The sequence below is a fragment of the Streptomyces sp. NPDC085927 genome (assembly GCF_044540975.1).
In the GTDB taxonomy this organism is placed as follows: domain Bacteria; phylum Actinomycetota; class Actinomycetes; order Streptomycetales; family Streptomycetaceae; genus Streptomyces; species Streptomyces hirsutus.
Genome location: NZ_JBITSN010000010.1, coordinates 128,911 through 151,403, shown reverse-complemented (window position 1 = coordinate 151,403; position 22,493 = coordinate 128,911). Strand labels below are relative to the sequence as shown.

The 22,493-nt window shown below is 70.0% G+C and carries 14 protein-coding genes and 4 pseudogenes; 7 read left to right on the top strand and 11 right to left on the bottom strand.

The genetic code is table 11. From position 1 onward, the window contains the following. Positions 1-108: 108 nt before the first annotated feature. The 3 genes from ACIF80_RS25135 to ACIF80_RS25125 all read right to left on the bottom strand — a co-directional run bounded on the left by ACIF80_RS25135 (position 109) and on the right by ACIF80_RS25125 (position 5,177). The gene (locus tag ACIF80_RS25135; RefSeq protein WP_399808569.1) at positions 109-477 is read right to left on the bottom strand and encodes a discoidin domain-containing protein; all 369 of its coding nucleotides are present in this window, start codon (positions 475-477) and stop codon (positions 109-111) included. A gap of 138 nt (positions 478-615) precedes the next feature. Beyond that, positions 616-3,039, bottom strand: a complete 2,424-nt coding sequence (locus tag ACIF80_RS25130) for a beta-N-acetylglucosaminidase domain-containing protein (protein ID WP_399808566.1) — start codon at positions 3,037-3,039, stop codon at positions 616-618. Between the two features lie 158 nt (positions 3,040-3,197). After that, positions 3,198-5,177, bottom strand: coding sequence for an RICIN domain-containing protein (locus ACIF80_RS25125; protein ID WP_399808563.1), 1,980 nt, complete (start codon positions 5,175-5,177; stop codon positions 3,198-3,200). Positions 5,178-5,815: 638 nt separating this feature from the next. Between ACIF80_RS25125 and ACIF80_RS25120 the strand changes: the two genes are divergently transcribed. After that, complete coding sequence (locus ACIF80_RS25120) at positions 5,816-7,720, top strand: beta-galactosidase family protein (RefSeq protein WP_399808560.1); 1,905 nt, start codon at positions 5,816-5,818, stop codon at positions 7,718-7,720. Positions 7,721-8,058: 338 nt separating this feature from the next. Here ACIF80_RS25120 and ACIF80_RS25115 read toward each other — a convergent pair whose 3' ends face one another. Both ACIF80_RS25115 and ACIF80_RS25110 read right to left on the bottom strand, forming a co-directional pair. Then, complete coding sequence (locus tag ACIF80_RS25115) at positions 8,059-8,259, bottom strand: DUF397 domain-containing protein (protein WP_399808557.1); 201 nt, start codon at positions 8,257-8,259, stop codon at positions 8,059-8,061. Beyond that, positions 8,256-8,783: pseudogene (locus tag ACIF80_RS25110) on the bottom strand (DUF5753 domain-containing protein); the annotation flags it as partial. The gene ACIF80_RS25115 and the pseudogene ACIF80_RS25110, both read right to left, overlap by 4 nt. A gap of 559 nt (positions 8,784-9,342) precedes the next feature. Between ACIF80_RS25110 and ACIF80_RS25105 the strand changes: the two are divergent. The 3 genes and pseudogenes from ACIF80_RS25105 to ACIF80_RS25095 all read left to right on the top strand — a co-directional run bounded on the left by ACIF80_RS25105 (position 9,343) and on the right by ACIF80_RS25095 (position 12,693). Continuing rightward, complete coding sequence (locus ACIF80_RS25105; RefSeq protein WP_399808554.1) at positions 9,343-11,262, top strand: ABC transporter ATP-binding protein; 1,920 nt, start codon at positions 9,343-9,345, stop codon at positions 11,260-11,262. Between the two features lie 173 nt (positions 11,263-11,435). Then, the gene (locus ACIF80_RS25100; protein WP_399808553.1) at positions 11,436-11,570 is read left to right on the top strand and encodes a hypothetical protein; all 135 of its coding nucleotides are present in this window, start codon (positions 11,436-11,438) and stop codon (positions 11,568-11,570) included. 760 nt (positions 11,571-12,330) lie between these two features. Next, positions 12,331-12,693 (top strand): annotated as a pseudogene (locus tag ACIF80_RS25095) (hypothetical protein). Between the two features lie 267 nt (positions 12,694-12,960). Here the strand turns inward: ACIF80_RS25095 and ACIF80_RS25090 are convergent. Continuing rightward, complete coding sequence (locus tag ACIF80_RS25090) at positions 12,961-14,787, bottom strand: glycoside hydrolase family 3 protein (protein WP_399808550.1); 1,827 nt, start codon at positions 14,785-14,787, stop codon at positions 12,961-12,963. A 1,367-nt stretch (positions 14,788-16,154) separates the two neighbouring features. On the opposite strand from ACIF80_RS25090, the gene ACIF80_RS25085 reads away from it, so the two are divergent. Beyond that, positions 16,155-17,624: a dihydrolipoyl dehydrogenase family protein gene (locus tag ACIF80_RS25085; RefSeq protein WP_399808547.1), complete on the top strand. Its 1,470-nt coding sequence runs from the start codon at positions 16,155-16,157 to the stop codon at positions 17,622-17,624. Between the two features lie 227 nt (positions 17,625-17,851). Here the strand turns inward: ACIF80_RS25085 and ACIF80_RS25080 are convergent, their stop codons facing one another. From ACIF80_RS25080 to ACIF80_RS25060, 5 genes and pseudogenes are all read right to left on the bottom strand, one after another. Further along, positions 17,852-18,340 carry a hypothetical protein gene (locus ACIF80_RS25080; RefSeq protein ID WP_399808544.1) on the bottom strand — a complete coding sequence of 163 codons (489 nt, stop codon included), beginning with the start codon at positions 18,338-18,340 and terminating at the stop codon, positions 17,852-17,854. Between the two features lie 81 nt (positions 18,341-18,421). Then, positions 18,422-18,694 carry a DUF6510 family protein gene (locus tag ACIF80_RS25075; RefSeq protein ID WP_399808542.1) on the bottom strand — a complete coding sequence of 91 codons (273 nt, stop codon included), beginning with the start codon at positions 18,692-18,694 and terminating at the stop codon, positions 18,422-18,424. Positions 18,695-18,750: 56 nt separating this feature from the next. Further along, a pseudogene (locus ACIF80_RS25070) lies at positions 18,751-19,502 on the bottom strand (ferredoxin reductase). Continuing rightward, the gene (locus ACIF80_RS25065; protein WP_399808539.1) at positions 19,439-20,071 is read right to left on the bottom strand and encodes a sulfite oxidase-like oxidoreductase; all 633 of its coding nucleotides are present in this window, start codon (positions 20,069-20,071) and stop codon (positions 19,439-19,441) included. The pseudogene ACIF80_RS25070 and the gene ACIF80_RS25065 overlap by 64 nt, the downstream one beginning before the upstream one ends. A 102-nt stretch (positions 20,072-20,173) precedes the next feature. Next, positions 20,174-20,596 (bottom strand): cation:proton antiporter, encoded by a 423-nt coding sequence (locus ACIF80_RS25060; protein WP_399808537.1) that lies wholly within the window; start codon positions 20,594-20,596, stop codon positions 20,174-20,176. Positions 20,597-20,714: 118 nt separating this feature from the next. On the opposite strand from ACIF80_RS25060, the gene ACIF80_RS25055 reads away from it, so the two are divergent. Together ACIF80_RS25055 and trxB are read left to right on the top strand one after the other, a co-directional pair. Further along, positions 20,715-21,155 carry an OsmC family protein gene (locus ACIF80_RS25055; RefSeq protein WP_399808533.1) on the top strand — a complete coding sequence of 147 codons (441 nt, stop codon included), beginning with the start codon at positions 20,715-20,717 and terminating at the stop codon, positions 21,153-21,155. A gap of 189 nt (positions 21,156-21,344) precedes the next feature. Further along, positions 21,345-22,344: pseudogene (trxB, locus tag ACIF80_RS25050) on the top strand (thioredoxin-disulfide reductase). Positions 22,345-22,493: the final 149 nt, after the last annotated feature.

Sequence of the window (22,493 nt, the reverse complement as noted above, 5' to 3'; positions counted from 1 at the left end):
AGCCGAACGACCAGCGCCGGCCGGCCGCTTCGGTGTCCCCCTGCTGGGTGAGCGGTGCGCCGTCGGCCGTACTGTCCGCGGCCAGGACCAGGCCGCTCTTCTTCGACTTCAGGGTGAATCGGAACTGACGGCGAAGGTCCAGTCACCGATGCGGCCGTTGGCCGCGGCGTCCTGACGGGGCGGGCAGCGGAATCCGGCGAGCTGCCGCTGCCCGCCCAGGCCGAGGGCCAGGTGGTGCGGGAGCGGTGTCGTCGCGGGCGTGCAGGCGGTGTGCCAGGTCGTGTACGGGTTGTCGTCGACGGCGTTGACGGCGCGCCCGTTCTCCCCGGCCGTCTCCTGGCTGTCGGCGGTGGCCGTCGTACCGGCTTTGGGCAGGGCGGTGAGACGGCCGGTCGGGGAGCCGGCGACGGCGTCCACCCGGGCGAGAACCGCCCACACGGAGGAGGACCGCGGTGATCCCCGGGTGCGTTCGGCCATCACCTGCAGGGGGGGGGGCGGCGCGCGAAATGGCCGAGGAAGGCGGTCCCGGCCCCGGACGAGGGCGGGTGCCGCCCGGCAGGACCACCGGGCGGCACCCGCCCTCAAGGAGCACCCGCCCTCAAGGAGCACCCGCCCTCAGGAGGCGGGTGTCCCGTAGACACCCATCTCGTGGATGGAGTACCCCCAGGTCGTCCTCCGCTCCACCCCCTGGACGCGGACGTACCGCACCGCCTCGTCGTCGGCGACCCGGACGACGTCGTTGCCGCAGGTCTCCGGGCGCTGCGTGGACACGGTCTTCCAGCTCTCACCGTCCTGCGAGGTCTGGACGGTGTACTCCGCCGCGCAGGCGTTCTCCCAGGCGAGGGTCACCGCGGCGACCTTCGCCGGGGTGGCGAGCTCGATCTGCACCCACTCGTCGTCGGAGTAGCCGGACGCCCAACGGGTTTCCGTCTTGCCGTCGTTGACGTGCCGGGGCGCCAGCCGGTCCAGGTCCTGTTCCACGCTGGACGCGGACGCCGTGCCCTTCGGGGCCAGGTTCTCGCCGCCTCCCGCGGAGTCCCACAACCGCAGCCGGAGCTCGGCCTGCACGAGGAAGGCGTCGAGCACTCCGTCACCGACCTTGGGCTGAACCTCGCCCCAGGAGTTGCGCGGCGGGTCGACCCGTACGGCGCGGGCCCGCTGCTGCAACTCGTCGGATTCGGCCAGCAGCCGGTCCGAGGTCTCCTCGTCCCCCGCCTGCCGCGCCGCGAGCGCGTCGAGCATGGTCACCATGGCCTCGCCCCACAGCTCGGTGGCGTCCAGCCAGGGCGCCGCGTCGACCGTGAACCCCTCCTCCACTTCACCGGCGCGGATGGTGGCCGGGGCCCGCTCGACGGCGGCCGCGTAGGCGCGCAGGGACCCGACGGCCCCGTCACGGTCCGCCTCGTCCCACGTCTTCCAGAACTCCGCGACCCGCCGGGCGAGTTCGGGCGCCTGGGGCTGCCAGGGGGTGTCGCCGAAGGTCGGGGCCATGTGCTGGAGGTCGCCGAAGACGAGCAGGGCCTCGGTGGCCGCGCGGTCGCCGCCCGCGAGGTAGGACATGGCGTTGCGCCAGTTCTCCCGGGCGTCGTAGGCGCGGTCGTTCCATGTGAAGTCGGCGGTGCCGAAGACGGCGACCTTGCTGGCGTGCGGTTGGTTCATGGGGTTGGCCACGATGCCGGAAAGGTGGTCGGACAGTCCGGCCTCGCGCTTGTCGTACGGCGCGAGCAGCAGGCGCCCGCTGGTGTTGCCGAAGTCGTTGACCGGGTAGTTGTCCCAGACGAAGACCTTGCGGCCGAAGACCCTCGCGGCCTGCTCGGCCTCCTCGTTGGTGATCTGTGTGGGCACCACGCCCACGCCGGTCCACATCACCTCGACCGAGGGATCCAGGGTCTCCCGCAGGGCCCGCTTGTAGGCCGACTCGCTGTGGTTGTAGTACTCGGTGGGCACCATCTGCAAGGGCCAGGTGCCCTCGTGGGTGGCGACGAAGTCGCGCTGCACGTCGTTGAGCAGGTCGACCTGCGCCTCTCCGGCGGCCCCGGCGCCGGGCTCGCCGTACGCGGCCCGGTCGGCCTCGCAGTTCCAGCGGGTGTAGTCGATGTCGTCGAGCGGGATGGAGAAGGCGCGGGTGCCCAGGTCGTACAGGGCCTGGAGCTTGTCCTTGAGGGCCTGGCGGTCGGCGGGGTCGGAGTAGCAGATCGACTCCCCGGGGGAGACGGCGAAGGTGAAGCGCACGTGGTTCGCCGTGGCCCGGTCGACGAGTTCGCCCAGCTCCGCCAGCTTGTCCGCCGGGTAGGGGTCGCGCCACTTGCCCCGGTGGTAGGGGTCGTCCTTGGGCGCGTAGATGTAGGTGTTGGCCTTGACGTCCCCGTAGAAGTCCATCTGGTCGAGGCGTTCGGCGTGTGTCCACGGCTGCCCGTAGAAGCCCTCGATGGTGCCGCGCAGGGGCATCGACGGATGGTCGCTGGCCTGGGCGCCGGCCACTCTCCAGCCGTCGTTTCCGGTACGGACGAACAACTGGCGCAGGGTCTGCACGGCGTAGAACTGACCGGCGGCGTCCGTGCCGCCGAGGGCGATCCGCGCACCCCGTCCGGCCCGCGCGACGCGCAGGGCGTAACCCTCCGCATGGTCCGGCACCGCCGTGTCGCCGAGCGCCGCCGCTATGTCGGGGCGGGTGGCCGGGCCGAGCCGGACGGTGAGCAGGCCGGCGGCGGCCCGGGGAACGTTTCCGGGGGTGACGACGTCCACCCGGTCGGCTCCGTGCGCCTTCAGCTCCCTCACGAGACGGTCACGGGCGGCGGGATCCGTCTCCTCGCCCGCCGCGACGATCACCCTTCCGGTCACGACGGCGTCGTCACCGGTGCGGGTGAGGGACTGCGGGGTCGGTGAGACGGGTGGTACCGCGGCAGGGACGGAATCCTCCACGGCGGATGCCGGCAGGGCTCCGAAACCCATGGTGATTGCTAGCGCGAATGAGATGCCGATTGTGGTGATGGTGCTCTGGCGTCTCTCCATGGGATCTCCAGGGTTGGTGTAGACCATCAAATCTCCTTGACTTCAAGGATGATGCAGGCATTGACGGTAAGAGGTAAGACGTATGGGGTCTAGACCTCTCTGTCACACACCTTTACTCTGGCCAACATTGGTCGCCGCTGTTTCCGGTTCGGGGCCCGTCGGACAATGGCCGGGCCCCGCCGGGTTCAGGGCTGTGGAACGAAGGTCCATGTCTGGAGCGCGGTGGAGCCGGCCGGCTGCTGGGAGATCAGTCCTCCGTCGGTACGGGACGCCAAGGTCAGCAGCAGGCCGCTGGACTTGGCGGCCAGGGTGTAGCCGCCGTTCTTCCACGTGGCGGTCCAACGCTGGTTCGCCGCTCCGCTGCACGGCCACTGGGCGATGGCGGCCCCCGCCTGCTGGGAGTTGTCGCGGACGTCCGCGCACAGACCCGAGTTCACGTTCCGCAGGGTGTGGGTGCCGTCCGTGTTGCGGGTGACCGTCCACTTCTGGTTGTTGCCGCCGTGCCACTTCCAGCCGTGCAACTGGGTTCCCTGAGAAGTGGAGTTGGCCGGTACGTCGATGGCCTGGCCGCCCACGGAGATCTGGTGCACCCCGTTCGCCGGTCCCGTGGGAGCGGTGCAAGCCGTCGTCGCCTGGTGGGCGCCGCGGTCGGGGACGCAGCCGGCCGTGACCGGGTTGCCGAAGTAGTCGCGGCCGCCGGGTGAGGCCAGGGCCCGGCCGTTGGCGAGCGCGGACGAACCGGCCTGGAGCCGGTAGCCGCCGGCATCGGCGCGCGAGGTCGCGGTACCGGGTGCGGCGAGCTTCGGATCGGCGGTCACCTTGTTCGGATCGGCCGGTTCACCGGCCGGGTGGCTGCCGTGGAAGACGTTCGAGTCGAAGGCCAGGCCGCCCACATTGACGTACGAGGCCTCCGACGTGGCCACGTGGAAGATGTTGTTGCTGAAGACCGCGTTCGCGGCACCGGAGCCGTTGGCGTTGTTGATGATCTCCACCGGACGGGAGAGGTAGAAGGTGTTGTTGTGGATCTGCGTGTTGGACGTCTTCGCGCAGACCATGTCGAAGAGCTGCCCGCCGTCGTTCTGGCTGATGTTGTAGCGCACGATGTTGTCGGCGGTGGTGGAGCCGGAGCCGTTGCACAGGAGGATGAAGCCACCCTCGTTGTCGTGGCTGTAGTTGTACTGGTAGACGGTGCCGATGTTGGCCTCGTCGATGTCCAGGCCCTGTCCGTCGCAGGTGCTCTTGCCCCCGCTGACCTCGTTGTACTGGTACAGCGCGCGGTTGGTGTTCCAGCCCCAGATACCGGCGGCGCAGTGGGCCGGTTCGCGCTCGCGGAAGCCGTCGACCCGGTTGTGCTCGACGAGGGCGCCCTCGGTGTGATGCGGCACGATCGCGTCGCCGCCGATGTCGGTCACGGTGTTGCCGCGGACGACGATCCGGGTCTGCGGTGTCCAGGGCCCGCAGGTCGCGCCGCAGTTGGGGTTGTTCAGCTCCGGACGCCGCATCCAGCGCGTCCAGAAGTGGATGCCGTAGCGGTCGACGGTCCGCACCGTGTTGTTCTCGACGACCACGTCGTCGAACCGGGTCGGTGTCGTGTTGCCGAGGACTTCGAAGAAGATGCCCGCGCTGGCGTCGTCGTCCTTCTTGGTCTGGTTGCCGTTGACGTCGTGCACGTCCAGCCCGCTGAGCCGGTAGTACGTGCCCGTTCCCGAGTCGGTGCGGGTGATGTGGACGCCGCGCCGGGTCGCCGAGGCGTCCCCCTTGTTGGAGATGTCGAGGTTGGCGATCTCCCAGTACTGCTGGTCCGCGAGCCGGACCACGTCCGTCACCTGCCCGGCGCCGGCCAGTTTCGGCTTGGCCCCGCTGCCGTAGGCGTCGATCCTGATCGGGCTCCCCGCGGACCCCGATCCCTTGGGGAAGAGCTGCTGTCCGGTGCAGGTGGAACCGCGTCTGAGGAGGATCGCGTCACCGGGCCGGAAAGTACGGGCGTTGACCGTTGCCAGGGTGTTCCAGGGGCTGGCCTGACTGCCGTCGCCGCCGGCGGTGGCACCGCAGTCCACGTGGAAGGACTGGTCCTGCGCCGACGCCTGGGCTGGATGCGTGAGTCCCACGGAGGTGAGGGGGAGGGACAGGACGGACAGGAGCAGAGCGAGTTTTCGTAAGCGCACGGATGGCTCCCTGCTGGGTCGTCGGACGGAACCGGGGAGGTGCGATGTGCTCGGACGTACCGGTCGAGCGTGACGGCAGACGTCTGATGTCTCGACCATCGAGACGGTAGAGATCCATAGGGGCACCGTCAAGGATGTGCGCGCGCCGTATCCCTGGAACCGGACAGTGCCTGCCGGGGCATCACCGGATGCCGCCCGGCGGGACGTTGTCCGGCCTTCCCCTGCGGGTCAGGTCCGCCGACCGCTCCGGGAGCGGAGCGGCGCGGTGACGTCAGGGACCTTGCCCAGCACCAGACCGTTGCGGTAGCCGGACGCCGGGGTCCGGTCGCCCTCCAGCGCCGGTGGCGCGGATGGGCCGGCGTCCTCCGGCGCGGCATGCCGGGCGGCGCACCGGACAGCGGCGTCCCCGCGACCGCGGCCGCATGCCCGCCCGCCCGCCGACCGTGCCGCAGACCACCCACGACGGCACCGTTGGCAGCGATCACAACATCTGTCATAGTTCCCACCGTCGTGCTCGGGGGCGGCCATGTCGTGCCCCGGAGCTTGCTCCCGGTAGTCCCGATCCCGTCCTGGGCGCGGTAGGCGTAACCTGCCGGACGTGTCGGAGCGGGTTCGGCGGAAGGGGTCGCGTGGCATCGATGGCATCGAAGGATCCCCGCGACGGTGCGGGCGGGCGCCGGACACCGGAGGACGGGCCCGCCGACGGCCGGAAGGGCGACGGACCATCCCCGCCCGACGGGCCGTCCTCACTCCCGCGGGCCGCGCAGGGCCCTCTCCTGACCCATCCGCACGGCCGCCTGCTGCGGGCCGGGCGCCCGCACCGGATCCTGGCGGGGAGCCTGCACTACTTCCGCGTTCACCCGGCCCAGTGGGCGGACCGGCTGGAGCGGATCGCCGCCATGGGCCTCAACACCGTGGACACCTACGTCCCGTGGAACTTCCACGAGCCGCGCCCGGGGCAGTACCGCTTCACCGCCGGACACGACGTCGAGCATTTCCTGCGCACCGCCCAGGAGACCGGCCTGGACGTCATCGTGCGGCCCGGACCGTACATCTGCGCCGAGTGGGACAACGGCGGTCTGCCCGTCTGGCTGACGGGCAGACCGGGCATGCGCCTGCGCTCCTCCCACCCGCCCTACCTGGCCGAGGTCGGACGCTGGTTCGACGAGCTGATCCCGCGCATCGCGGCCCTCCAGGCCGGCCGGGGCGGACCGGTGGTCGCCGTCCAGATCGAGAACGAGTACGGCAGTTACGGCGACGACCGCGCCTACGTCCGCCACGTGCGCGACGCCCTCGTCGCCCGCGGGATCACCGAACTGCTCTACACGGCCGACGGGCCCACCGAACTGATGCAGGACGGCGGCAGCCTGCCCGGACACCTCGCCGCCGCCACCTTCGGCGCACGTGCGGGAGAGGCCGCCGCCCTGCTGCGAGCACGCCGTCGCGACGAACCGTTCCTGTGCGCCGAGTTCTGGAACGGCTGGTTCGACCACTGGGGCGAGAAGCACCACGTCCGGTCGGTGGAGAGCGCCACCGGCGCCCTCTCCGACATTCTCGGTGCCGACGGCTCGGTCAGCGTCTACATGGCCCACGGAGGCACGAACTTCGGGCTGTGGGCCGGAGCCAACCACCACGGCGACACGTTCCAGCCGACCGTGACCAGCTACGACTCCGACGCGCCGATCGCCGAACACGGGGCGCTCACACCGAAGTTCCACGCCTTCCGGGACCTGCTGCACACGGCCGCCGGAGCACCGCGGCGCCCGCTGCCCGCAGATCCGCCCCTGTTGTCCCCCCGCACGGTCCCCGTCACCCCCGGAGCCGGCCTGCTGGGGGCGCTCCGCGCGGTCTCCGACCCGGTGGACTCTCCCCACCCGCTGAGCTTCGAGGAACTGGACCAGGCCTCGGGCCTCCTGCTCCACCGGGCCACGCCGCGCCTGCCCGGAAGCGGCCACCGGCTCACCGTCCACGGACTGCGCGACCGCGCCCAGGTCTTCCTCGACGGCACCCCCCTCGGTGTCCTCGACCGGGAGACCTGCTCCCTCGACCTGCCGGACCGCAGCGGACAAGCCCGTCTGGAACTGCTGGTGGAGAACCAGGGACGGGTGAACTACGGCCCCCGGCTCGGCGAGCACAAGGGCATCCTCGGCGGAGTCGCGGTCGGCCCACGGCTGGTGCACGGCTGGACGATGCACCGGCTGCCGCTCGACACCTGGACCGAGGAGGACCTGGCGCACGCGGTCTCCGCCGGGCCACCGGACGGCACCGCCGGGTTCGCGACGGCACGGTTCACGGTCACGGAGCCGGCCGACGGTTTCCTCGCCCTCCCCGGCTTCGCCAAGGGTTTCGTGTGGGTCAACGGCACCCTGCTCGGCCGTTACTGGGAGATCGGCCCCCAGCGCACCCTCTACTTGCCCGCACCGCTGCTGGTACCGGGCGAGAACACCCTCACCCTGCTGGAACTCGAACGGCTCGGCGACCGGGTGGAAGTCCTCGACCGGCCCGGCCTCGGGCCGACCGAGGAGTACGTCGAGACCTTCTGACGAGCGAGGGGCGAACCCTGGAGCCACCGTCACCCCACCCACCCCGACGCAGACGTGCTCCGCGCCCCGTGACCCTCCGTCCGGCAACTGCAGCCGAAGTTCCGGGTATCTGGCGGTCACGGGTCCCCTCACACCTGTACGAGGGAGGTCTTGCGGCAGCCCACTGGGCCCCACTGGCAATGGTCGTTCAGCCGGCCGTCCCGGCCCCAGGGAGAGTGGGGACGACCGCACCCGCGGCCGATCTTCGGGCGACCGGTGGCGGAGCCGGACGGTACCGCCACCGGGGAGGGGAGGGGCCGTGCCAGGAGGCTGCGCGCCACGGCCTCGGGCGCGGCAGGTCAGATCCGGTCCCGCCCCAGGTCCGCGACGAACCCGGACCATGCGCTCCGCGCGAACGCGAGCCCAGGGCCACCGCGCTCCTTGGAATCCCGTACGTGTATGGCAGTGGCGTCGGCGGCGACTTCTACGCACGCCCCTCCTTCGCCGCTGCTGTGGCTGCTCTTGAACCAGTCCAGCCGTGCGGGCTGTTCAGTGTTCATCGGTCTCCCAGCATCTTCTCGATCAGGGTCAGTGACTCTTCCGGTGTGAGCGCCTGTGCCCTGATGCTGCCGTAGCGTGCGGAAAGGATACGTACCTCGTCCGGATCCGTGACCAGACGGCTGACGTGCTGTACTTCCAAGTACGCCACCTGGGGCTTGCCCTTCGGGGTGAGCAGGATGAAGGGCCCACCCAAGCTGGGATGCTCCTTGCGTTCCGTCGGCAGCACCTGAAGCTCCACGCTGCGTAGCCTGCCGAACTTCAGCAGCCCTTCCAGTTGTTTCCGATGAACGTCCCACCCGCCGAGCGGGCGACGCAACACGGATTCCTCGATGGTGAAGGTCGTGAACGGCGGAGGCCAGCGGTCGAAGATCTGCTGGCGGTCCAGCCGTGCGGCCACGCGCTGTTCGACGGTCGCCTCGTCCAGTAGAGGCTGGCGGGTACCGAATACCACGTGTGCGTGTGCCTCCGTCTGAAGGAGCCCGGGAATCGCGAGCGAGCTGTAGTCGTGCAGCTCAACTGCTTCCCCGCCCGCCCCACTCACCACAGCCCGGCCATCGGCCGGCCAGTCCTCAGGACGTGCCCCGCCCTCTCGGCGGTCCCGGAACCACATCAGCGTCTCGGCGAGCAACTCCCGGTTGCGCTCCTTCTCCAGCAGGGGCAGCCGGATGCTGGGCCGCAGCTCCAGCTTGCCCTCCGGGAGGTCGACACCGTCCAGGGCGTTGAAGCGGGTGAGGAGTTCGGCGCGCAGCGCGTGGTCGGTGCGGTGAATGGCTCCCGCGCGGCGAGGTACTGGAACACCACCTCCGCCGTGCCCCCGCGCCCGGCGCCCGGGTAGAGCGTCAGCGGCCGGATGCCGCGGCCGGGGCCGCCCGCCTCGCCGAGCATGAGGTACGCACTCGTGGTGACGTGTCCCGCGCCGTGGCCGATCCGGCCGCCCAGTGTCTCCCCATGGACGAAGAGCGCGCGGACCGCTTCGACCCGGCCCTGCTCGCGGTGTCCGATTCTCGCCCGTACGCGTTAAATGCCTGGACTGGTGTCGTCTTCCAACGGGAAACTTCTGGATTCCGACCTTCGGGAGTGTGATGGCGACAACAGATACGCAAAGGCCGGTGCCGGGCAGGAGCGCGGTCGTTCTCGCGCTGCGCCGCTACGGCCGGGAGCTGCTGCGACTACGACGACTGGCTCTGCCCGCGCTGCTGCTGCCGGCCGTGGGCAACATCGGCATCCGCTACGTCGCCCCTCTGCTGATCGCCAAACTCGCGGGGCAGGCCGCCGACGACAGGGGTCTCACCCTCGCCTCGGCGCTGCCGTACGTGCTGGGCTTCGGCGCGGTGCTGCTGCTCGCCGAGATCGTGTGGCGGATCGGGCAGCACTGCCTGAACCGTGTGGACGCCCTCGGCATGGAGCACCTGTACGTGCTCGGCATGGACGAACTCCTCGCCAAGGACGCCGCGTTCTTCCACGACAACTTCGCCGGCTCCCTGACCAAAAGGGTGTTGAGCTTCGGCAAGCGCTTCGAGGATTTCGTCGACACGCTGACGTACCGGATCGTGGGCAGCCTCGTGCCCCTGGTGTTCGGCGCCGTCGTGCTCTGGCACTACGAACCGCTGCTCGTCGCCGGCCTCTTCCTGATGATCGCAGCGACCGCGGTGGCCGCGACGCCTCTGATCCGTCGCCGGCAGAGGCTCGTCAACGATCGTGAGGCGGCGATCGCCCGGGTCTCCGGCCACGTCGCCGACAGCCTCACGAACATGGAGACCATCCGGGCGTTCGCAGCCGAGCAGCGGGAGGCCGACGAACACCGCAGCCGTGTCGCGGACTCCCGGCGCCTGACGCTGAAGTCGTGGGACTACGGCAACCTGCGCGTGGACACCCTGGTCGCCCCCATGGCCGTGCTGACCAACGTGCTGGGCCTGGTGGTCGCCATCGCCCTCGGTGGCCCGGGCCAGGGAGTCGAGGAGATCGTCGTCGCTTTCACCTACTACTCCAACGCGACCCAGATCATGTTCGAGTTCAACCAGATCTACCGGCGCCTGGAGAGCTCGATGACCGAGGCCGCACAGTTCACGGAGTTGCTGCTGGACCCGCCCACCGTGCTGGACCCGGCGGAGGCCGAACCGCTGGCGCCGCGGAGCACCGACATCCGCTTCGAGGCGGTGACCTTCGCCCATGAGGGTGCGGAGCCGATCTTCAAGGGTCTCGACCTGGACGTGGCCGGCGGCGCACGGATCGGTCTGGTCGGCAGGTCCGGCGGCGGCAAGACCACACTCACCCGGCTCCTGCTGCGGATGGCGGACATCGACGACGGACGCATCCTGATCGGCGGCCAGGACATCAGCCGGCTGCGCCAGGCCGACCTGCGCTCACTGATCGCCTATGTTCCGCAGGAACCCGCGATGTTCCACCGCAGCCTGCGGGACAACATCGCCTTCGCCCGGCCCGGCGCCACCGACGAGGAGATCCACGCGGCAGCCGAGGCCGCACACGTCACGGAGTTCGCCGATCAGCTTCCCGAGGGCTTCGCCACCCTGGTGGGCGAGAGGGGGGTGAAGCTGTCGGGCGGGCAGCGCCAACGGGTCGCCCTCGCCAGGGCGCTCCTGCGCGACGCCCCGATCCTGCTGCTCGACGAGGCGACCAGCGCACTGGACTCGGAGAGCGAGATCCTCGTTCAGGACGCCCTGTGGCGGCTGATGGACGGACGGACGGCCCTCGTCGTCGCCCACCGTCTGAGCACCGTCGCCGGCATGGACCGTCTCGTCGTCCTCGACCGGGGACGCGTCGTCGAACAGGGCACCCACGGGGAACTGCTCGCCGCGGACGGCGCCTACGCCAGGCTGTGGCGGCACCAGTCTGGCGGTTTCCTCGGCGAGAATGCTGAGCCGGCACCCGACGACGATCCATCGGGAGCCGGTCTCGCCGCACTGCCGGGACCGGCCGAACCGGCGCCGGACCGGGGAGGGAAGGTGTCGCCGCGGGCTCGTACGAGCACCGGGCCCGCATGATCGAGCCGGTTCCCGGCCGGCGCCGGGCCGCCCGTCCTCACGAGGCCCGGCGTCGGCCCACCTTCCACACCGTCAATGACCACCGGATCCCCTCGCACCTGGTGATACCGCTGCGTGCCCGGGACGGGGGTCGCGTGGTTCTTCCGTCACCGCATTCCCGAGGCGTCGTCGGCATGCCCGCGAAGACCGGTCTTCGCCCGATCGCCGCTCACGACGCCCTGGTCGGCGAAGCGCTCAACGCCGAGACGGACATCCGTCACGCCAGGTTCGGCATCGACCGGAACGGAAAGCGCGCTGAGATCCCGTGATGCGCGTGTGCGTGTGACCGGTGCGACGCCAGGAAGGTCGGAGACGGGCCGGTGTGAGTGCTCGAACACCCGGCGACGGCTGACCGGACAGGCCCATCGATGTAGTCTCCGGGCAACGCCCTTGACCCGCAAAAGCAGGCAGGGAGCAGACACAACGGGAGTATTTTCGTGTTGCGCACCATGTTCAAGTCCAAGATCTAGCGTTTGGGTGTTTGCGCAGGTCAGAGGCATGATGGAGTCGCTCGGGTCAGCAAACGGTCAGTATCGGGCGCGGAGGCGTCCCGGCTTGCTGACCTGGTGACCGCCGCGGCGGGGGCCTGAGCGCGAATGCCTGGCTCCCGTGCGGAAGGTTCGCTACGTGACTCGACAGCTCGTCCGCGGCATGGATCCTGAGCGAGTGGGCTGCGTTCCGGGTCAAAGCGGCGTGTCTTGCGGGTGCCGCCTGCCCCCTTCTGGCCGCTACCGCGACCCTGCCGCCCCGGCGTCGTTCTCGTCCACCGCGCCGGCGCCATGGGCCTCGACTTCGGCACCGTCGTCATCCCCGGCACCGAGACCGACGCCGCAGCCGACCCCACCGCGGCGGCCACACCGCACTCGGCGGCCAGCCACCCATCACCCGTGTGAACAACCCTGCGGGCCAATACAGCTAAGCGCCCACCGGGTGAGATGTCCGAGGGAGGGGAAGGCGGCGCCCGCCCCGCACGGACGACAGGGGCCCGTACCCGCCATGCCGCCGCCTCCCAGCAGTGGTACTGGATGCATGGACACGACGATCACCGCCCCCCGCGCCGAGGTGCTGCGGGACCGCTACCGCAGCCGACTGCCCGAGCGCTTGCAGGAGCTGGTCGGCCCCATCGAGGGCAACGTGGACCTGCCGCTCCACATCGTCTGATCCGGGCGGACGAGTTACAGCCTGGACCGCCCGAAGTCCCGCATGACGCTCTACCGGACCGTCCTCGCCGAAGGGCTGCGCGAGGACCTGGTAGCCCTCCTGCACCACCGGCTGCTCACCGAGCAGTGGCCCGTGCTGCGGCGCTTGGTCAGTCCCTACATCCGCGAGGTCTGGGAGGACGCCTTCCCCGAGCTGCTCCGCACCGCTCCGGCCGACACGACCGCCGCGTGAAGCTCACTGTTCGGCTCGGGCGGCAAGGTCGGGGAACGGGATCGGACGTTTTGAGCGGGGTTGGGGCTGGGGCTTCGAGTGTGGGGAGACTTGGTGGGTGCTGTCCTGCTGTGGAGGTCTGACTTCTGACATCGTTGACCGGAGTGTCTTGCTCACACTGTGTCGACCGCTGGCCGGGGATGGTGCGTTGCCGGCATCGGGCCGGCCGGCCCCGGTGCTCCCGCCTCAGGGGGTACCGGGGCGGAAAGCTGTGCGAGGACGCGGACGTCAGTCGTCGTACGACAGGCCGTGCCCGGAGCGGAAGAGGACCTTGGCCGGGTCGTCGGCCCGCTGGATGGGCACGGGCAGTTTGCCGCGCGGCTCGACCCGGCCGACGATCACCCGGGCGGCGGCGCGCAGTTCGACCTCGGTCCAGCAGTAGGAGGCCAGTGAGGCGGGGACGTCACCGAGGTGGGCGATGTCGTAGGGGTTGCGCACCGCGAGGTGGACGACGGGGATGCCCGTCGCGAGCAGCCGGGACACCAGGGTGCGCTGGGGGCTGGTGGCGCCGACGTTGTCGGTGGTGACCACCACCGCGTCCCGTCCCCGTGCGGCGGCCACGGCCTCGTCGACCTTCGCCGCGTCGGGCGCCTGGCCGGTGGCGAGGTGGGTGGTGCTGTAGCCCAGTTCGTCGAATGCCTTGGCCAGCTCGGGCACGGTGGTGCGGGTGTCGTCGGTGGGAAAGGCCGGGCTGGCGCCGACCACGAGCAGCTTCTTCTGCCTGCGGCGCAGCGGGAGCGCCTCGTCCTCGTTGACCAGCAGGGTGGTGGTGCGCTCGGCGATCCGGGCGGCGGCGAGCCGGTGCTCGCGGGCGCCGACGACCCGGTCGACCTCCTTCAGAGAGACGTAAGGGCTGCCGCTGAGCAGGCCGACCTTGTCCTTGACCCGCAGGATGCGCAGGACCGACTCGTCGAGTCGGTCCTCGGTGATCTCTCCGCTGCGAACGGCGGCCAGGACGCCGTTGTAGGCAACGTCGATGTCCGGCGGGAACAGTAGTTGGTCGGCGCCGGCCTTCAGGGCGAGGACGGGCACGCGGTCGTCGCCGTACTTGGTGCGCACGCCGCGCATGTTGAGGGCGTCGGTGACGATCACGCCGTCGAAGCCGAGTTCGTCGCGCAGCACGCCCTGGAGGATCGTGGGTGACAGGGTGGCCGGTTCGTTGCTGGGGTCGAGCGCGGGGACCTGGAGGTGCGCGGTCATGATCGAGTCGACGCCGGCGGCGATCGCGGCCTTGAAGGGCGGGGCGTCGATACGGTCCCACTCCTCGCGGGTGTGGGTGATCACGGGCAGTTCGGTGTGGCTGTCCTCCTTGGTGTCCCCGTGGCCCGGGAAATGCTTGGCGCAGGCCACGACGCCGGCTTGCTGATAACCCGTCACCTGGGCTGCCACCATGCGACCGACCTCACGGGCGTCGGCTCCGAAGGAGCGGACGTTGATGATGGGGTTGGCCGGATTGACGTTGACGTCGGCGACCGGGGCGAAGTTCTGATGGATGCCCAGGGTGGCGAGTTCGGTGCCTGATATCCGTCCGGCGGTGCGCGCGTCGGAGAGAGAGCGGCCCGCGCCGAGCGCCATCGCGCCCGGCAGCTGGGTGGCGCCGCTGCCGATGCGGACGTTGACCCCGTGCTCCTGGTCGATGGAGATCAGGGACGGGATGGGGGTGGGCAGGGCGAGCGAGGCTCGCTGCACACCGTTCGTCAAGTCTGCGATCTGGCGGGGGCCTTGGATGTTGTTTGTCCAGCCGGAGAAGTAGATGACACCGCCGATGTGGTATTTGGCGATGAGCTCGGCCACGGTGCGGACGCCGAGTTCCCTGAGGTTGCGGTCCTGGTCGAACTGGCTGGGAGAAGTCGCCGACGTACCGTAGAAGTACGGCACGAACAGCTGGCCGACCTTCGCCTCAATGCTCATCTTGGAGATGATCTTCTTGAGGTGGTTGTCGCGCTTGTGCGCGACCGCGGGGGTAGCCGTCACGCCCACGAGGCCCGTTGCACTCGCAGCGGCCACGGTCGCGGAAGCGAGAACGGTTCGTCTGGACAGACTCCGGTCCTGCATGCGGACATGCTCCTTCCAGCCTTGCACATCAAGGGAATTGAAGGAAACGTGAAGGACTCCGAACAGCGGGAAACGTAGCCCGCAGGTCAGGGGCGGGGCAAGAGGTCTAGACAAAATAGGTCTAGACGAAATGAGGGCCCTCCTGCCGTATGCGTGGGCGCCCCAAGCCGGGCTGATACGTGAAATGCGCCGCTTCCTGTGATCCTTGAGGCGCCTGGCTTGATCTTTAACCTGTGCGGCGGCGTCGTGGGGTGGCTGACTTCTTCGCGTGGCGTTGCGCTGGCTGTGTCCAGTCCCTTGCCCGCCGGCTGCTCATCAATCCGGCGGACGTCCCCTGGCACCTTCCGGTCCGGGCGTACTGAAGCCCCCGGACCGCCTGTGGACGTCCTCCGGGCAGGAGGACGACCGAGACGATCAGGCGCTGGAAAGGCTTGTACGAGAACTGGCCGGTGCACGGCTGTACGAAGCCGAGCAGCTGCAGCCGGGGCTGGTCCCGGCGGTCCTGGCCGATGCCCGCCGCAGACTCGGTAGCGAGCATACGAAGGACAGGTACAGGACTCAGCTCCCTGCCTACCGAAGCGCCGACGAACAACTGCCGCCGGACACCTACCTCGCGACCGAGGAAACGGTCGCAGAGGCAGTCCAGAGGATGGCGGCGGGCAGCCGCGCGCACCGGCTCTCGGCCGGTCCGGGCCTGTCTGATCCGCGAGCCTGGGAAGACCGACTGGCCACCGCACTGACGGACAGCCCGATTGTTCCCCTGGCCTTCGAGGCAGCGCGCCGGCCGCGCCCCGGCCTTCGGATCCCGCCAGGTCCGGACGAGCCGGCCGATTCAATGGCCGGCGTAACCGCGGAGACCATCTCCGTGCGGCCTTTGGCGGAAGCGGACGTCCTGAGCGGCCGGCCACTCAATGGCTGGTACATCCTCGCTTCCGTGGAGAAGCGCAGGTTCCTGTCGTTGCACAGACGGACGACCGACTCGGTCGGCTTGAGGTTGTCGGGCCCGGAAGTAACGACCCGCAAGGGCCATGGGGCCCCGGACGTCCCGCCGGTCCTCGGACGGCGACCTCGTTGAATGGGCTGAGGGGCCGGCGCGGCTACCTCTGGGACTTTCCCAGGTCGGCTTCCCGCTGCTCGGTGTCGACCGCGACATGGTTGCGGCCGTGGACGCCGCTCATGATCTGGGACTGCCCGATCTCACCCTCACACCGCGCTGATGGCTCCGTGCCGCGCTGCGCCTGCGGCCCGGGGCCCTCTTCTCCCTGGAGGTCAGGCAGCGGGCTCCCGGTCGCTGACACGACGTCAGGTACCAGGCGAACCCACTCCCGCCGAAGTCCGGGACGGGCCACCGAGTCACAGGAACAGTGATGAACCAAGCAACGACGAACGAGGACCGGCGCATCTACGACGTGATCGTCCTCGGCGCGGGCCCGACCGGCGAGAACGTGGCGGAACGCACCCGCGCCGCCGGGCTCAGCACCGTCATCGTGGAGAACGAACTGCTCGGCGGCGAGTGCTCGTACTGGGCCTGCGAGCCCAGCAAGGCGCTGCTGCGGCCAGTGCTGACCCGGGCCGACGCGCGCCGCGTGCCCGGCCTGCGCCAGGCGGTGGCAGGGCCACTGGACGTCGCCACGGTCCTCGACCACCGCGACGAGATCGTCTTCCACTGGCAGGACGACAACCAGGTCGGCTGGCTCGATTCGGTGTCCGTCGATCTGATCCGCGGCCACGGACGGCTCGACGGCCCCCGGCAGGTGGCGGTGCGGACCCCGGACGGCGACACGGTGTTGCTGACCGCGCGACACGTGGTCGCCGTCTGCACCGGGACCGGCGCGGCCGTACCCGACATCCCCGGGCTCGACGCCGTACGCCCCTGGACCAGCCGCGAGGCCACCAGCGCCGACCGGGTGCCGGGCCGCCTGGCCGTGGTCGGCGGCGGAGTGGTGGCCGTCGAGATGGCCACCGCCTGGCAGGCGCTCGGCTCCCAGGTGACCATGCTGGTCCGCGGCGACGCCGGACTGCTCCCCGGAATGGAGCCGTTCGCCGGTCGACTGGTCGCGGACGCGCTGCGCGAAGCGGGCGTCGACATCCGCTTCGGGGCCTCCGTGGCGTCCGTCGCACGCGAGGACGGCGATGTGCGGGCCACGCTGGCGGACGGTGGCGAACTGGCCGTGGACGAGGTCCTCTTCGCGACCGGTCGTGCCCCGCGGACCGCCGATCCCGGCCTGGAGACCATCGGTCTCACGCCGGGCACCTGGCTGACCGTGGACGACACATGCCGCGTGACCGCCGTCGCGGACGGCTGGCTCTACGCGGTGGGCGACGTCAACCACCGCGCGTTGCTGACCCACCAGGGCAAGTACCAGGCCCGCATGGCCGGCAACGCCATAGGGGCCAGGGCGAAGGGAGAGCAGGCCGACGAGACGACGTGGGGCGCGCATGTCGCGACCGCCGACGTCGCGGCCGTACCCCAGGTCGTCTTCACCGACCCGGAAGTCGCAGCCGTCGGTCTGACCACGCGCGAGGCGGAGCGCACGGGGCACCGGGTCGAGGTGGTGGACTACGACATCGCCAATGTCGCGGGCGCTCACCAGTACGCCGACGGCTACCGCGGCCAGGCCCGCATACTGGTCGACACGGACCGTGGCACCGTCGTGGGCGTCACCTTCGTAGGCCCCGGCGTCGGCGAACTGCTGTACTCGGCCACCGTCGCGGTGGTGAGCGAGGTGCCGCTGCAACGGCTCTGGCACGCCGTGCCGGCCTTCCCGACGATCAGCGAGGTATGGCTGAGGCTGCTGGAAACCTACCGGGACCGGCATCAGCCCGGCCGGTCGTAGCAGCGCCGCCGCCGATCGGGGGCGGGGCACGCCTCGGCGGCGATGGCGGCCCGTGGGTGCTACTGCGCGGTCGTGTGGTCGGCATTGCCTTCGTGACGGACTTCCTCGGCGAAGGCCGCCTCTGTCTGCGCGCTGCGGTCGGCTTCTTCCGACACGGCGAGGACCTGCGCGGCGGGGATGACGCAGCGCCGTCCGCGTCCGCGAACACATAGTCCCCGGACGGACGATCACGCCGGACACGACGACCGGCCGGTTGGCCTCGGACGGTGTCGCGACATCGCCGCCCCACTTGGCCGTCGCGCCCAAGCAGTACACGGCGAGTCGTACGTGGCGAGCTCGGTGAAGTCACTGAGGCGCCCGTCGGCCAGAACCCCCGCGAGACCTCGTGCCGCCACTACCGAGAGCTTCGACCCGCCTCCGAACGACACGTCGGTGTGCCCGGGGGCGGCCAGGACCGGCACCCGCCCCTGTGCGCCGTTTGCGGTGGCCTCGTCGAACAGCCGGAAGAAGTCGTATCGCTCAGCCGGGAGCGCTTCCTCGCACGCGGGCAGAAACGAGATGGTCACCGCGGGGCCCGGAAGGAGACGGCTGGGAGCCGGGCTCACCAGGTCGTCGATATGGCACCGGTGGCGGTGCGTCCGTCCCATGGCATCGACGACGTCGGGGGTACCTACGCGCGCGGCGATGTCGCGCAGGCGGTCGTCATTCTCTGCCATCGGGTCTCCCGAGCCGGAGGACGGCCTTGTCGCAGTCGCGTCGCGCGGCGCTCGATCCGCTGATCCCAGCCGTGTCGTACGTCATGCCGGTGCGGGGATCGCGATGTAGTCCAGTCCGCCCGCGTCGAGCCACATCCGGGTGGGAGAACGGACGAGGCGGAGCAGAACGCTGTCGCAGCCCGGACAGCGCAGCACCATCCCAGGACCACCGAGATATGCGTGCGTCTGGGCGAGCACCATCTGTGCGCCGCAGCCGTGGCATCGTCCGGAAGCCGTCGTCATGTCCGTTCCGAACAGCGCCTCGAGGTCCCCGGCGGCAGCGTTGCCGTCGAGGAAGTCAGGCGGCACGGTCATGGAAATTCACCTCCCGTGGAGGGCCGAGTACAGCCGCGTCGGGTCGCGGACCGCTATCAGGCGGGGCCGAAACGCTCGGTTCTGATACGGCCGGGGTGGTGGCCGATGGCCACCAGCAGCCCGGCGGCCGTTTCGACGAAGCCGGTGGAACCGCAGACGTAGCAGGTGGGTTCGGAGTCCGGTGGCCATCCGGCGCTCGACAGGTCGGAAGCGCGGTGAACCGCCCGGGGGGCCGCGGCCATTGTGGTGGGGTCGAGCGGCTGTAGAGGTACGTCTTGTCGAGGCCCGGCTCGTCCCGTCTCAACTCGGAGACGAAGAGCTGGTACTCGGGGCTGCGTACGGAGTAGATCAACCGGAACGGCGTACGACTGCCGACCGCGCGCCGTGTGCGGATCATCGCCATCAGCGGCGCCATGCCGGAGCCACCGGCCAGGAGCAGAATCGGCTCCTTCTGCTCGGGACGCCACACGAACCAGCCGCCGACCGGTCCGCGCAGTTCGACGACGCCCCCCACGGCGAGTACGTCCGTCAGGTACGGGGAGACCTCACCGTCGTCCACACGCTGAACGGTCAGCTCGACGCTGTCGCCGTCGGGTGCCGACGCCAGTGAGTAACTGCGCTGTGTGCTGTAGCCGTCCTCCGCGGTGAGCCGCACATCGACATGCTGCCCCGCCACGTGCCCCGGCCAGCCGGGCACCTCCAGGACGAGGGTGCGCGCGACTTCCGACTCGGCGCGCCGATCGGTCAGACATGCGGGCCGCCACCGCAGCCGGTCGCCTGGTCGCCTTGGTACCGCTGCTCGCGCCATGGGTCCCCGTAGTCGTGGTAGCCGATGTTCTCCCAGAAGCCCCGCTCCTCCTCATGGAACAACTGGATGCCGCGCACCCACTTGGCGGACTTCCAGAAGTACAGGTGCGGGATCAGCAGTCTGGCGGGGCCGCCGTGCTCCGGCGGGAGTTCCTCACCGTCGTACCGGTACGCGATCCACGCCTGCCCGTCGAGGAGGTCCTCCAGAGGCACGTTTGTGGAGTAGTCGCCGTAGGAGTGAACGAGCGTGTACTCGGCACTTGTCCCCACGTCCTCCAGGAGGACGTCCAACGACACTCCCTGCCACTCCGTGTCGAACTTCGACCACTTGGTGACACAGTGCAGGTCGACGGTCGGCGTCTGGCTGGGCAACGCCATGAACTCTTCCCAGTTCCAGCTGTGCCGAGCGTCCGTCTCGGTGCGGATGGTGAACTCCCACTCGGCGAGGTCCACCCTGGGGGTGGGTCCCGCCGACAGAACGGGGAAGTCGGCGGTCTCGTACTGCCCAGGAGGCAGTTTGTGCCGGGTGTCCCGTGCTCGGCCGTGGAACCCAGGTGAAACGATGGGCATGGCGTGCCCCCATTCTCCGCACCGGCCTTTCCCATTCTTCAGGACATCACACGCCACAGCATCTCGGCGGCGCCTGCCGGCCGGCGGAGCGCGGGAAACGCCTTAATTCGGCTTTCCCTCCGGCCACGGCCCCGCGGATGCCCGCGAACGGTTCAGCAAGGGCAGCGCGATCAGAGGAAACACGATCACGGACAACAGGCCCGCCGCCACCAGTGCCGCCGCGTTGGCCGGTCGGATCGCGTCCAGCTCCAGCCCGATCGTCGTCGCCGCCACGATCAGGGGCAGGGACGTGGCCTGCAGGAGTCCACTGGCCATGACCTCCGGCCAGGAGAGGCCCGCCCTGCGGTAGACCACAGCGGGCAGTCCCCGAACGAGAAGAAGCGCGGCGAGGAACATCGGCACCCGCAGCACCGCCCCGGTGTCCGCGAACAGCGCCCCGAGGTCGAACTGGACACCGCTGGTCACGAAGAAGACCGGGACGCAGGCGGCTACCGCGAGAACGATGACCAGGTTGTCGTACGACATCGCGACTCCGGTGGCACGGTGTGCGGTGCACTGGCTACGACCCACGTTGCCCTATTTCGCCGCGCCGTGGGCTGCCGACCGTTCCCTGCTGATCGGCCTGGGCATTACGGTCGACGGTATGAGCGACAACTCCGAGCGTTCCGTGGTCGTCGAGCGCACCAGCAGTGGCCACTTCGTCGCGACCAACGCCCGTGGGGGAACGATCAGTTTCGGTACGACCTCCGGTGCCGGCGGCGACACCGAGTTCACCCCGGTCGAGCTGCTCCTCGCCGCGATCGGGGGCTGCACGGCCGCGGACGTCGATACCGCCACCAGCCGCCACGCGGAGCCGAGCGAGTTCTCCGTCGCGGTGACCGGCGACAAGATCAGCGACGAACTCGGCAACCGCATGATCAACCTGGCGGTCACCTTCACCGTCGCCTTCCCGGACGGCGAGGGCGCCGAGCGCGCCCGCGCGATTCTTCCCCGGGCGGTCAAGTCGTCCCATGACCGTATGTGCACGGTCAGCCGCACGATCGAGACCGGCACGCCGGTGACCGCGATGATCAAGGACGCCTGAAGTCGGTTCATCCGCGCAGCCGCTCTCGCACAGGTGGCAGCGCCCGCCGACGGGATGCGCACAGATCTCCGCTGGTGCATGGTGGACTCGACTGTCGCTGGGACTGTGCCTGAGGCCGGTTTCGGCCTTCGGCTGGCGTTCCGCCCTTCCTCCCAGCCCAGCCCAGCCCAGGCATGGCCCAGGTAGGTGATCGACGTGAATGAGACCGTCCGGCAAGTGATCGTCGTCGGCTCCGGTCCAGCCGGCTGCACCGCCGCGCCGTACGCGGCCCGTGCACTGCTGCGCCCGCTGGTGTTCGAAGGGTCCGTCTCCGCCGGCGGTGCGCTGATGAACACCACGGACGTGGAGAACTGTCCGGGTGCCCGGAGGCGGTGCTGGGCCCGGAGCTGATGGCCAAGATGAGGTCCCAAGCGGAACAGTTCGGCGCCGAGATGGTCGCCGACGACATCGTGGAAGCCCGTCTCCGGGGGAGGTCAAGGAGGTCGTCGGCAGCGCGGGGGAGACGCACCGTGCCAGGGCGGTCACTCTCGCGACCGGGTCGCGCTACCGCGAGCTGGGGCTGGAGAACGAGAAGCGGCTGTCCGGGCACGGCGTGAGCTGGTGCGCCACCTGTGACGGCTTCTTCTTCCGCGACCAGGACGTCGTGGTCGCGGGTGGCGGTGACTCCGCCATGGAGGAAGCCAACTGCCTGACCGAATTTGCCCGTTCCGTCACCGTGGTGCATCGCCGTGACACGCTGCGCGCCTCGAAGATCTTGCAGGAGCGGGCACGCCGCAACGAGAAGGTCCGGTTCCTGTGGAACCACGGGGTGGTCGACATCCTGGGGCAGGACAGAGTCACCGGCGTCCGCGTGCGCGACGTGAAGACCGGTGCGGAAACCGGCCTGCCGGTGACCGGGGTCTTCGTCGCCATTGGGCACGATCCACGCGTCGAAGTGGTCAAGGGGCAGGCCTCCTTCGACCACGCCGGTTACACCGCTGTCGAAGGCCAGTCCACGCGCACCAACCTCAACGGCCTGTTCGCCTGCGGCGACGTCGTCGACCACGAGTACAGACAGGCCATCACTGCCGCCGGGACCGGCTGCGCGGCGGCTCTGGACGCCGAGCGGTACCTCACGGCGCTCGACGACTGCATGACCCCGGACGAGGCCCGCCTCGAAGCGGTGGCTGTGGCGGAGCTCGCGCACTGAGGCGAGGGCCCGTTTCCCCCGTCGGTCCACGACTGCCGTTCCGCGCCGGTCAGTTCGGTCCCCGGGTGGGGCACCGGGCGGCGAGGCCCATGGAGTTCGAAAAGGCGTGCCCGAGAGGGCGCTGGGCATGTCGAGCAGGGCCGTCGAAT